This window comes from Halobellus sp. EA9, from assembly GCF_051195055.1.
In the GTDB taxonomy this organism is placed as follows: Archaea; Halobacteriota; Halobacteria; order Halobacteriales; family Haloferacaceae; genus Haloquadratum; species Haloquadratum rubicundus.
The window spans coordinates 20,377-33,471 of record NZ_JBNTJW010000009.1 but is presented as its reverse complement, the minus strand read 5'-3'; the positions used below and the strand labels follow the sequence as shown (position 1 = coordinate 33,471).

The 13,095-nt window shown below is 58.5% G+C and carries 5 protein-coding genes; all 5 read left to right on the top strand.

Going from position 1 to position 13,095, the window contains the following annotated elements; translation table 11 throughout:
- Positions 1–42 precede the first annotated feature (42 nt).
- Positions 43–4,596, top strand: a complete 4,554-nt coding sequence (locus ACQUQ0_RS12490; protein ID WP_435185472.1) for an AAA domain-containing protein — start codon at positions 43–45, stop codon at positions 4,594–4,596.
- Positions 4,597–4,734: 138 nt separating this feature from the next.
- The gene (locus ACQUQ0_RS12485; protein ID WP_435185471.1) at positions 4,735–6,180 is read left to right on the top strand and encodes a metallophosphoesterase; all 1,446 of its coding nucleotides are present in this window, start codon (positions 4,735–4,737) and stop codon (positions 6,178–6,180) included.
- A gap of 142 nt (positions 6,181–6,322) precedes the next feature.
- The gene (locus ACQUQ0_RS12480; RefSeq protein WP_435185469.1) at positions 6,323–8,989 is read left to right on the top strand and encodes an AAA family ATPase; all 2,667 of its coding nucleotides are present in this window, start codon (positions 6,323–6,325) and stop codon (positions 8,987–8,989) included.
- A 398-nt stretch (positions 8,990–9,387) separates the two neighbouring features.
- Complete coding sequence (locus ACQUQ0_RS12475) at positions 9,388–10,623, top strand: ribonuclease H-like domain-containing protein (protein WP_435185467.1); 1,236 nt, start codon at positions 9,388–9,390, stop codon at positions 10,621–10,623.
- 10 nt (positions 10,624–10,633) lie between these two features.
- The gene (locus ACQUQ0_RS12470) at positions 10,634–13,033 is read left to right on the top strand and encodes a DEAD/DEAH box helicase (protein ID WP_435185466.1); all 2,400 of its coding nucleotides are present in this window, start codon (positions 10,634–10,636) and stop codon (positions 13,031–13,033) included.
- Positions 13,034–13,095: the final 62 nt, after the last annotated feature.

The window sequence follows — 13,095 nt, the reverse complement described above, 5'->3', positions numbered from 1 at the left end:
AACGATTATGACGGCTGTCACAACAACTAGGGGATACTAAGTATGGCCACGTCGTCGACACCTCCGCCGCCCATTGAGGTCCCCGCCGAAGTGCTTGAGAAACCGCCAATCCTTCCATCGAAGCTTGGGCGCTTCGTCAACCTTGATGGCTGTCCGCAGTGGTTCCAGTTCGAGTATGACGACGAGTACGCCGCCGAACGACGGCGTGAGAACGATTACAAAGAGGCCTTTCGCCCGCTGAACCTACTGCTAGCAAAAGACGGAAACGACTACGAAGAGCAGGTGGTCGACGAGCTTCGAGATCATGCCCACGTCCGCGATCACGATCATATTGAGACGTGGGAACGCTCTCGGCCAGCGTTGCTCGATACGTTCGATGCGGCACTCGATCTTCCTGATCCTACGGTGCCACTCATTCTTGAACAGGCGCGACTCGGCAACCATCTAGATGCGTGGCCGGTCGCCGGGGATGCCGACCTCCTGGTGTGCTGGCCGCTCCCGCTGGACGCCGAGGAGAACGACACCGATCGGGTGGGGCTACGATTTCGCATCCTCGATATCAAAGCCGCCCACGAAGAGAAGACCTATCAGCAAATTCAGGTTGCCTGCTACACCCTTCTCCTGCGTCAGTTTCTCGAACACGTCGATGTCGACTTCCCATATGTAATCGAGGGGGGAATCATCATCCGTACTGACGAGTTCGACGACGCGGCACCGGAGGCCTTCCCTTCATTTGATCTCCGAAACCGCGAGGTGGACGTCCGTCGCCTCATCCGGGAAGACGGTCCGCTCGATGATCTCTACAACGCTGAGCCGGACGCGGTCACCTACCAGCTCGAGCCGAAGTGCCACGGCTGTGCGTACAAGGAGGCGTGTTACACTGAGGCACTCGAATCGGGATCTACTGCACTGCTGGGGTTATCGCGGAACGACCAGGCAGTCCTCGCTGATTATGGCGTCGAAACTATCGAGGACCTCGCCGGACTGGCGTACCCCCCTGGTGAGCCGCGCCCCTACGACTATGACGACCTCCGTCCTCGCGACCGTGAAACGTACCAGGCGCTCCTCGACGAACCGGGGATCTCGGAGCGGCTTCAAAGTCACATCCAGCGTGCCCAATCGTTCTGGGGGCGGGTCGCCCCTGGAACGACGTTCGCAGCTGGCGGGCGTACGCCCGTTTGGCTCGTCGGGAGCGGCGATGGCGCACTCCCCGCTGATGATCCTGGATTCGATCTCAATCAGCCCATCGAGCGGGGTGGGATGATCCGGATTTACCTCAATATCCAGCGAGACCACCGCTACGACCGAATCAACGCGATCGGAGGATATGTGTCCGCGTCGAACGCCGATGATCCCGTCCGGTTTGGCCATGTCGCGTCGGCTGTTCCCGACTCGGTGGCCGGGGCCACCGCGCTTGAAGAAGAATTACTCACGGACGGACTGGAAGATCTGTTCCGTGCCGTCCAGACCCTCGGCGCAGCGATGGATACCGATCAGGCCGCTGTCCACTTCTATTTCTTCACGAACAGTGAGTACGAGACCCTCGTCGAGGCCGCGACTCGGCAGGAAGTCCCCGGAGCGTCCGCAGTTCGTGACCTGCTTGGGCTCCGGGCGGCTCTTAGTGGTCGGGGCGACGAAGCGTTCGATCATGACGAGCAGGCAATGGTCTCCATCGTCCAGCGGGAGCTCCGTGAGCGGCGTGCTCTCGGTATTCCCACAGTCGGGCTCCTGCCGGCACTTGATGTCTGTGATGCCGATGAGGATGCCCTCTATCGGCGTGACTGGGAGTATACCCGGTCGGACGGAGTGGAGGTTGATCTCAAGGAGGCGTTCGACTACAAGCTGTTTGACTACACCGTTGGCTATCGGCGGGAGCGCCCTGGCCTCGCCCTCTATGCCGAAGACGATCGTGATGGCTACTATCCCTCCCGGCCACGGGGGAGAGCGGAGATCCCACTGGAGTACATCTGGGCCGCTCACGAGGTGCTCACACCCGAGTGGGCGGCAGAAATCAAAGAGGAATCAGATAGCTATCAGTCGGTCGAACCGTTCAGATGGATCAACGAGGACGCTCAGACCACTCGGATCACGATTGAGGATCTCGAACAGCTCGTGATGCGGTTCGCCCACGGCTGTGCTCATCTAGAACGCTCTCTCGAGTACCGCAACGCGGACCTCACCAAGCGACCGGTCGTTCTCGACGAGCTCTCCACGTTCACTCTCGGAGAGAGTGATACTGCCCGGGCCGCGACGGAGTTTCTCGCACTCGAACACGAGTCGGGTCGACGGGACCAGCTCAAATCGTACGGCCTGCCAGTCACCCAGCGCATCAGAAATGGCGAGGCTGTCCCGGTTGTCGTCACCGACGCCTGGGTAGATGATGATACAAACGTTCTCCACGTCGACGGCCATCTTCCCTACGATCCACTCTTTGACGACGGGGAACGGGTTGCCCGGGCCTGTCGACTGAAAGAGACCGACGGTTCGACGATGGGCTCGTGGGTGGTCGCGAACCGATTGGATCGGCACGCCGACCCGCAGGATTCCCCGCAACCGCAATACATCGAACACGGGCCCGCGCTCACCGTCGAGGACCTCGATATCGAAGAACGGGCGATCCACCTCACCGCCTTCCCGTCTCGGGGGCAAGGGGACCGTGAGTATCGAACGTGGCATCGAGGGTGGACCACTGATCCGGATGACGAGGATGATCGCACATACCTGTTCGCTGAGGACGAGATATTCATCCTCGATAAGCAGACCGACGATATCGTCGCTCAGCGTGCCTACGATCTCCTTGGGGAAGCACAGAATAACACGCTCTGCCAGCTGCTTGACGATCTCGCAGCCGGGCGACTCGATTCTCCCACAACGGACGCGATCTCGGATGCTGGTGTCCAGGGCTACCTTGAGTGGGCCACACCACCGGATCGAGATGTGGGCGATCTTGGTGACGCCCTAGAGAGGGATCGCGAGGGAGACGGACTCGACCCAGGCGATGTAGATACGGCTGAACCGACGGTGGACCCCCCACCGAACACAGAGCAACAGCGATTCATCGCGGAGACAACCGCTCAGTTAACCCTCCTACAAGGCCCGCCAGGCACTGGGAAGACATCGGGGGCGCTCGCACATGCGACCCTCGCCCGGGTACGAGCCTTTGCGGTCGACGACCGTGATTGTGCCGGGATCGTAGCTGGAGAGTCGAACAAGGCCGTGGACGAGGTCCTCGAGGATATCCACACGGCTCTAGTCGCGTATCGAAACGAGGGAGAACGCGCTGAGGATACCGGCTGCGATGACCTGCTCGATTACCTCGAACTCGTTCGGCTGACGTCCGACGAACCCGACGACTCCTTAGAGCACGTCACCTACCTCGATTACCACGAGGACGATGCGGAGCTTCGGCGGATCGTCGGTCGACTTCGTCGCCAAACAGGCCAGCAGACGCTCGTCTTTGGCACGCCCGCCCGGCTGTACAAACTCGTCGACAACTTCGACATCATGCAGGGAGGCGACCGGACTCCTGAGGACTGGCTAGCCGGGAACGCGTCGTTCTTCGATATACTCGCTGTTGACGAGGCTTCGATGATGCGGCTCCCGTCGTTCCTTTCCGTCGGGGCCTTTCTTCATGATGACGCGCAGATGTTGGTCGCCGGCGACCAGCGACAGATGCCCCCCGTTCGCCAGTATGAGTGGGAGAGTGAATTCCGACGAACGACTCAAGAGCGTCGTCCATCGCTTTCAGCTCTCGACTACTGTCGGCTACTCCGGGGGGACGATGTCGGTGTCGATGACCACAATCGAGGCGATCATCCTGCTGAGCGCTGTGTCGTTGCTGGCACAGCTACGATCCCCTTGTATCAGCTTGAGCAAAGTTATCGGTGTCACGAGCGAGTCGCCGAGTTCCTCCGCGAGCACGTCTACGAACAGGACGGGATCCCGTACTACTCCGAGGAGAGAGAGACGGTTCGCCGACCAACGCCAGTTAGCCGAGGGGTAGGTCGAGTGCTCTGTGATCCAGACATTCTCGACGCCAAAGATGCTGTCCCGCACGCGCTGACACTCATCGTTCATGACGAGGACGCCTCGCGCCAATCGAATCCAGTGGAGGCAGCTATTGGGGCGGCGATCGCCGAATCCAGCCACCCCGACGACGCTGTCGGAATCGTCACGCCACACAACGCTCAGCGCGGTCTCCTGGACACCTATCTGAACGATGTCGAGTGCGACACCGTGGAACGATACCAGGGCGGGCAGCGGCCGGTTATTCTGGTGTCGGCGACTGCTTCGGATCCCGATTTCGTTCAGATTGAGTCGGAATTCCTGCTGAATCCGAACCGCCTCAACGTAGCTATGTCCAGAATGCAGCGGGGTCTGATCGTCGTCGCGTCCGAGCAGGTGTTCGATGTCATCCCGCCAGAGGTTGAGGAGTACGAGCGCGCGGGTCTCTGGAAAGGCTTGTTCGACGACCTCGACGTGCTTGACCACCCACCGGTATGGGAGGGCACACTCGATGCCCTCGTCGGCGATATCGATCTGGGCGCTCTCGACCCACCACTCGATACGCAGCTCGAAGTCCACACCCTCCACTAACTACGAATCTATGAGTAGCATCCAATCCACATCGACCGCCGCACCGTTCGCCCAATATCAGGAAATCACCGAATCGGTCCTTGAGAGTCGCCTTGACACCGTTTCGGATAGTACTAGCCGTTATATTGAGGTGTACCGATGACCGTCCTCCTCCACACGTCGGACACTCATCTTGGGTATCATCAGTACCATCACCAAGAACGGGCCGATGACTTCGCCGCAGCGTTCGAGCAGGTAATCGACGACGCGATTGATCTCGACGTCGACGGTGTTGTTCACAGTGGAGACATGTTTCACGATTCGAATCCGCGCATCGGGCCGCTTCTTCACGCAATCCGACAACTCCGTCGGCTCCAGAAAGCCGATATTCCCTTTCTCACCGTCGCAGGGAACCACGATTCGACTCGCGACGAGCAATGGGTTTCCGTGTTCTCGGAGGTCGCTGATGCGATTCACCTCAATTATGAGCCGACAGTCCTGGACGACGTGGCCGTCTACGGGCAGGATTACGTGTCCCCATCGCGACGAGATCAGTTGGAATACGATTTCGAACAGCACGATGCTGAACACGCGGTGTTGGTCGCGCACGGCGCGTTTGAGCCGCTAGTCCCGCATACGGAGTGGTCGCTTCCCAGCGTTCTGTCCTCGTCCTCTATCGGATTCGACGTGGCGCTTCTCGGCGACGATCACACGCCTGCCTACGAGAATATCGGGGGGACGTTGGCGACCTATCCCGGCTCGACCGAGCGGACGGCGACCGACCAACGGGCCGAGCGTGGCTACACCATCGTTCAGTTCGGGGCGGATGCCAGAGCAGGGGATGAGCGTGAAGATCGAGACGACATATGCCCTGAAGGGGTGTCCTACGACCGGATTCCGCTCGATACGCGCGCACACGAATACGTGGATATCGAAGCGACCGAGGACCAGGACGTCGACGCGGCGGTTCGAGCGGAATTACAGGAGCGCAATCTCGAGGGTGCAGTAGTGGCAGTTCGGATCATCGGTGAAGGTGATCCAGTGACGGTCGGGCCGCTCGAAGATTTCGCACACGAACTGGGTGCGCTCGTTGCCCGCGTCTCTGACAGACGGCAGCGTGGGAGTGATCGCGTGGCAATCGACGTTTCATTTGCCGATCCCGAGGACGCGGTCGAACGGCGACGGCAAACACTCGGCCTCAGTACTGTTGTCGACGAACTAGAGCAACAGGCACGCGCCGAGATTCCTCTCGATTCGAATCTGAAGGAGGAGGTCAAGACCGATATTGAGGCCCGTATCGAAGAGATCCCAGAATCGTTTGCTCCGGTAGAACCAGAACTCACTGAAGAGGAACTGCGGGAGCAGGCCGGAACGATCGGTGACACCGTTTCGGAGACTGATTCGACGTCCAAGGCTGAAACCGCCGAGAGTGACGGGTCAGACGGCTCTGATGAGGCTGTATCGGTGGATACCGCATCGGCTGGTGATGACTCTGATCCGGTTCCCTCAAGCGAGACAGCCGACGTGGAAGAAGAGTCCACGACTGACGGATCGACTGCCGATGATACAACGGCTGACAAACAGGTGGGACTCGATGATTACTGATTCTCCATCTCGAAATAAGCAGGGTGTCAGCTCGGATATTGTTGGTGAGACTCACTACTCACACTCCGATTTCGAACTCCGACCCGGAAGCTCCGAATCGTTCGATAACAACGCCAACCAAGTCACCACCCACAGCTAACCCATGCAATTCACCCGCATCCAGTTGGATTCGTTCAAATGCTTCGTCGATGAATCGATCGATCTCCAAGCCGGTGTGACGGCCATGTACGGAGCTAACGGCGCAGGGAAGACCTCGCTCTTAGAAGGTTGCTTCTTTGCCCTCTATGGGGCCGACGCTCTCCCGTCCGGAAAAAACCTTGCCGATGTCATCGAGAAGGGCGAGGACGAAGCGGTCGTCGAACTCTGGTTCGAACACGGCGGAGACCAGTACCACGTTCGACGTCGAGTCCGTGAGTACGAGACTCAGACTGATCACGACGTCACGTTGACGACACCTGACGGGCCGATTGAGGACCCTGGCCCCGTCGATGACGCAATCGAGGACCTGTTTCGGTTGGACGCCGACGCGTTCCTCAACTGTGCATACGTCCGTCAGGGCGACATCAATAAGCTGATCACCGCGAGCCCGAGCGATCGGCAGGACATGATCGACCAGCTTCTCCAGTTGGGGAAGTTGGACCGTTACGAGAATCGGATGGGGACGACTCGAAACGGTATCGAGAGTGTGAAGGATGCCAAAGAGGGGACGTTGAAAGGGGTTGAGGGTGACATCGACGCGCTTGAGGATCGTGAACTCGAGCAGCAACTGGAACGTGTCGAATCGGAGCTTGACGAGATCGGTGACGAGATCAGCACTCTCGATGATAGAATCGCGCCGCTGGAAGACGAGCGGCGGGAAGCTGATGAGGAGCTTGGATCTCTCCAGGAGTTAGAGTCTCAGATCAACGATCTCGAGACGGAGCTTAGAAAGGTCCGATCCAACCTCGGCGAAGAGCGAAAGAAGCGAGTTGACTTGGAAAACGAACGAGCTCAGTATTTGACCCAGATCGCATCATGCGAGTCTACCGCCGAGGACAATCTTGAGGAAACATCGGTTGAGAGTCTTGATTTGGATGCCGTCAAGTCGCGGATCGAGGAGATTGATGAGCGTCTGGACGGGATCGAAACCGCTCGTGATGTCGCGGACGAGAGAGTCAGCGAGTTCCGCAACGCTGCAGAGGAGGCCGAGACAACTGCTGGAGAGCTGGAGAGTGACGCTGACGACCTCGAAGGGACCGCGCAAGAGCGACGTCGAGAGGCGGATGAGAAAGAGAGCGATCTGAGCGATCCCAGGGGGACGTTGGAGGACGTAGAGAATGAGATGGGAGACATCGAGAAGCGGTTCGCACAGAGTCCTACCAGCCGGAATGCTGTTGAATGCTACAAGGAAGAGAAAATAGCCGAACTGGAGGATATAAGAGGAGAACTGGAGGACCTCCGGGGGAAGCTCAGAACCACTCGCGACAGCGTGGGCCATGCACGATTGCTACTGATCAGAGGCCGATGCCCTGAGTGCGGACAGGAAGTCGAAGATGCTCCCAATGTCTCGAGTTACGAAGAGGATCGCGATAAGGTCCGTCGCCTCAAGCGAGAGATTCAGGACAAAGAATCCGAGGTTGCGGCGAAAGAGGGGACAGTCGAAGAGGCGCGCAGTCTCGCAGACGCCGCTGGAAGGTACGAATCATTAGAGAGTCGGACAGAAGACCTCCGTAGGGAGATTCGGGGGCAATCTGAGACGATTGAGTCCCTGCGTGAGGAGGCCAATGAACTCGAAGAGGAGGCCATCACAAAACGAGCACGGGCCGCGTATAATCGCACCGCTATCCCTCACCTAGAGGCTTTGGCCGATCGAGCAGCTAGAGCACGCGGGCATCTGACCGACGAGATGAAATCCCTGGAAGCCGAACAGAGGTCGCTCAGTGAGGCACAAGAAGCCCTTTCGGAGGCAGACCAGAAACGCCGGGAGCGTGATCGGATCGACGAACGGCTGGAGGAGGACGTCGATCCGCAAATCGACCACTGGAGAAACGAGCGAGAGCGAGTGGAATCCGAACTCGAAGGGGCCCGAGAGGAGTTAGACCCTGGGCGCATTCAGCGGCTTGAACGTCGGCGAGACGGCGCTGCTCGGTGGCAGTCAGTACTTGAGCAGCGGCGTGCGGATCTCGAATCCCGACAGGGCGAGCTCCGATCTGAGAAAGGCGGAATCAATGAAGCGCTCAATGAACTCTCTCGGAAGCGTGACCAACGGGATACCCTCTCGGAACAGATCGACCGTCTGGAAACGGCTATCCAGCAGTGCGAAGCGGCGGAGCAGATGTATCGCGACCTTCGAGAGGATCTCCGAACGCGGAACGTCGACGAACTTGAACGACTCCTCAACGAGTTGTTCGACTTGCTCTACCAAACTGACTCCTATGCCCACTTTGAGCTCTCTGATTCCTACGAACTGACTGTGTACGAGAAGTCGGGAGAGGCACTCGACCCGACAGATCTCTCTGGTGGTGAGCGAGCCCTGTTCAATCTCGCCCTCCGGTGTGCGATTTATCAATTGCTTACAGAAGGATTGAGTGGCAGAGCACCGCTTCCCCCACTTATCCTCGACGAACCTACCGTCTACCTCGACGAACAGCACATCAACGAACTCTCCGGTTTAATCACTCGAATGCGAGAGCTAGGGGTGGATCAGATCATCCTCGTCTCGCATCAAGAGGAGCTCGTCGACGCCGCTGGTGAGCGAATCGAAATCAGACAGGATAGTACAACGAACCGGTCGCATGTTCGCGTCGAATCCCGCGACTTGCTCGCATAGTGTTATCAAATGAAACGGTCATCCGACGGTCTCGGCCGACTCGAGCCCCTTTCCAGAAGACAAATCTATGGATCAAGGGCCCGAAGAGGTTCTCCTACGATTCGAAGACCGATGCTCCAGTTTCACTGTGATAACCAGACACTCAAGAACATAAGCACTGTAACCGTACATCAATAGAGAATTCAGCTATGTCGTCGCCTGCTACTACCCGGATTGCGTGTGCTTCCCCACAGTTTGTTGAGCAGGCCGACCGAACGGCACTCGATGACTGGCTCTCGTATTTCGATCCTGCGATCGTTCTCCTAACAGGGGAAGCCCCAGCTCCCCGCGCGGCCAGTCGCCTCCGACAACGGATTGGTGCGGATACGCTTTTGTTCCATCCAGCTGGCAACGCTCCGGTGAGTGGCCCCCGTCGTATCGACGGCGTCCAGTTCGTGTTTGCACCAACGGTTCAGACACTGCGCGAGATCCACGAGTACGAAGGACATGACCTCGATACCAGCGTCCCGACGTTCGTTCTCAGTGGGCTACTCGACCTGAACGTTGATACCACGACGCTCTCGACCTCGCTCGTCGGTCGTGAGGAGTATGTCTCGGAACTCGACCTAAAACACCTTGATGGGGAGTATATCCATATCTCGACGCAACTCCCAGACGAGTATCGGCGCGAGTGGGATGGCCTCACCGTTATTGGAGGTGGTGAAGAGGCTGGATACGCCGATACGCCCCTTGTCGCCCTCGACTGCCGGGTCGACGGGCGCGTACTCACACGATCACTGAACCGGTCGCAACTCGGACTCCGAGCGCTGGATCAGGTTGGGAGGAAACGAGCGCAACACCTCAGAGAAGCGGGTTTTACGAGCCGCGATGACGTCGCCGAGGCGGCTCCGAGTTTGCTTTCTGATCTTCCTGGATTGGGGCAGACGACTGCCGAGCGGATCCAGCAGAGTGCGAAGGCAATCGCTTATGGCGAAATCGTTCGGGAGTCGAGCGAACCGCTCCCGAGCGGCGATCCGGTGTACATCGACATCGAAACGGACGGGCTCAACCCAACGATCACGTGGCTTATCGGGGTGCTAGACGGGACCGCTGATGACGGGAACTATATGTCGTTCATTCAGACGAACCCAGAAGAGCCCAGGCAGGCGATCGAGGACTTCATGGCGTGGTACACGGCAAACGCAAGTCACCGGCCCTTGGTAGCGTATCGAGGGTGGAAGTTCGACTTCAGCGTTATTCATGATCACATCGTTGAGTACTGCCCCCACTACGAAGATGACTGGACCAGCACGTACCGTTTCGATCCGTACCAATGGGCCGTCGAGGATGGCAATGCGATTCTCCCCGGGCGGACGAACAAGCTCGAAGACGTTGCGGCCGCGATCGGATACGAACGGACCGATACGGGATTAACTGGTGCTGCCGTCGCCCGAGCGTACCAGCAGTGGATGGCCGACCAGTCTCCGGCGACAGAGCTCGACTGGGACCGGTTCAAATCCTACTGCGAGGACGATGTCCGGGGACTCGCCGTCATTTACGAAGCGCTCCAAGAGAGCGGTCGGATTATCTCCACAAACGAGTCGTCTCGCGATACCAGCGACACAACCACACAGGGAACTCTCTCAGATTGGTGAATCACAATCCATGAGTTCAGATTCAGATCCACCGGAGTACGCGCCCATCACCGCCCACGGCCTCCAACGAACCTTTCCGGAGTACCAGGACCAGCTGAAACACGCTGAAACCGTTCCTGCTAGAGACGGCTCGTACGTCGATCCTCACGATGTGCTCCGCCCAGAGTTGGCCGATCCGTTTCGTGAGGCAGTCGGCGATCTGTTTACCCACCAAGCCACCGCACTCAGGTACCTAGCCGAGGACGACAACGTCTGCGTCGCCACCTCGACATCTTCGGGGAAGACCTACGTCTACGCGCTTCAGATCGCCCGGAAACATCTCGCTGATCCCGACTCAACGGCACTTCTGGTCTACCCGACAAAGGCGCTCTCCCGCGATCAGGAACAGGAACTCAACGAATTCTTCGGGGACCTCGGTCTCGACATCTCTGTTCGGGTGTACGATGGTGATACGCCGCAGGACCGCCGCAAGCACATCCGCGAAACCGCCGATGTCATCATCACCAACTTCGTCGGCGTGAACGTCTATCTGGGGCATCACACGCGGTGGCATTCGTTCTTAGCGAACTGCGACCTCCTCGCAATCGACGAGTCCCATACCTACACCGGCGTCCACGGGATGCACGTCGCGTGGACGATCCGTCGACTACGGCGAATTCTCGACCACTACGAGAGCGATCCCCAGATCGTTTGTACGTCCGCGACAATCGGGAACCCGGCCGAACACTCGAATCGACTGACCGGGAAATCATTCACCGTCGTCGAAGACGATGGCTCTCCCCGGGGGAAGCGTGACATCGCGTTCTGGAAGCCGCCCGTCGAAGAGGAGGCACTAGATCCGGACGCCGATTTTGAGGACTTCCAAGAGGCACAGACGAACCCTGTTCGAGAAGCAAGCGCGATTCTCGCTCACCTCGGCCTGAACGGTATCCAGACGCTGATGTTCACGCGGAGTCGAAAGAACGCAGAACTCGGCGCGAAATATGCGGGGAGCGCGGCAGGTGACCATTCCAAATCAGGGTACTTGAGCGTCGAACCATACCACGCTGGCCTCGGGAAGGAGACGCGTAGAGGGACCGAATACCAGTTCAAAAGCGAGCAACTTGACGGAGTCACATCAACCAACGCCCTCGAGTTAGGGATTGATATCGGATCGATGGACGCGACGATTCTCACTGGCTATCCGGGAACGCGACAGTCATTCTGGCAGCAAGTCGGGCGGTCCGGTCGTGGCGACACCGACGCACTCTCGGTGTTCATCGCCCGGGCCGACGCCATCGACCAGTACATCCTCGACAATCCCGAGTATGTCCTCGGCGACGCAATCGAGGACGCCGTCATCGGTCTCGAAAACAATCCGGTCTACGCCCAGCACATCCTCTGCGCTGCACAGGAACATCCGTTGACGGAGGACGATCGCGAGTGGTTCGATGGAGATCGCCTCGATCGTGCGGTGGAGATGTGGATCGACGCTGGGAAACTGGCCGGCGATCTCTCGCGGAGCGTCCGCTATACTGGCTCCCCGCGCCCGCAATCCGATATCTCGATGTATACGACTACGGATACCCAGTTCGATGTTCGGTGCCGGGACGGCGAGATTGATATGGAGCCAATCAATAAGGAGCGTGCTTACCGGGATCACCACGAGGGCGCCCTTTTCCTCCATAACGGAGCTCAGTACGAGGTGATTGAGTTCAATGAAGATGTCCCCAATCCCTATGTGACCGTTCAGGAAGTTCGCACGAACGAATACACAAAGACGGTCTCTGAGAAGTCAGTTCGAAACCTCGACCCAGAAGCGACTCGCGAGCTAGGGAACGGGTACGCCCTCGCCTGGGGAACAGGCACCGTCGAAATCCACTACACTCACTTCCAGCGCAAGGAGATCAGCTCAGGGAAGGCAACGACACCGATGCAGCCGACTGGCCTCCCGCCGATCGAACTCAACACCCATCTAATGTGGATTGAGACACCACTCTCCCTCCAGGACGATATTCTTCACGAGATCACAGGAGAGGATCCATCGACGCTGACCGATGGCGATGTGATGGAGATTTTCGGTGGCGGCCTCCATGGGGCCGAACACGGGATGATCAAACTCACGCCGCTCGAACTCCGAATGGATAAGTCCGACCTTGGAGGCCTAAGTACACCGGTTCACGAGGAGACGGGCGTCCCGACGTGGTTCATTCACGATGCCGTCGAAGGTGGTCTCGGCTTCAGCAAACGAATCTATGAACAGGTTGAGACCATCGCCGAACGAACCCGAGAGCGGGTCGCACAATGTGATTGTAAGGGAACCGGTGGTTGCCCTGCTTGTATTATGGACTCTCAGTGCGGGAACCAGAACCGATACCTCCACACAGAGGCAACCGTAATGGTCCTGAGTCGGGTGCTTAACCAGCTCTAATCAGCTCGAACTGTTGGGGCGATCGACGCTTCAGTGGCCTTGATCTCGCCCGTCTTCTTGAC

Coding starts and splice junctions, on each gene's coding strand:
- ACQUQ0_RS12480 (WP_435185469.1), top strand. CDS start 6,323: ATGCAATTCACCCGCATCCAGTTGGATTCGTTCAAATGCTTCGTCGAT.
- ACQUQ0_RS12490 (WP_435185472.1), top strand. CDS start 43: ATGGCCACGTCGTCGACACCTCCGCCGCCCATTGAGGTCCCCGCCGAA.
- ACQUQ0_RS12485 (WP_435185471.1), top strand. CDS start 4,735: ATGACCGTCCTCCTCCACACGTCGGACACTCATCTTGGGTATCATCAG.
- ACQUQ0_RS12470 (WP_435185466.1), top strand. CDS start 10,634: ATGAGTTCAGATTCAGATCCACCGGAGTACGCGCCCATCACCGCCCAC.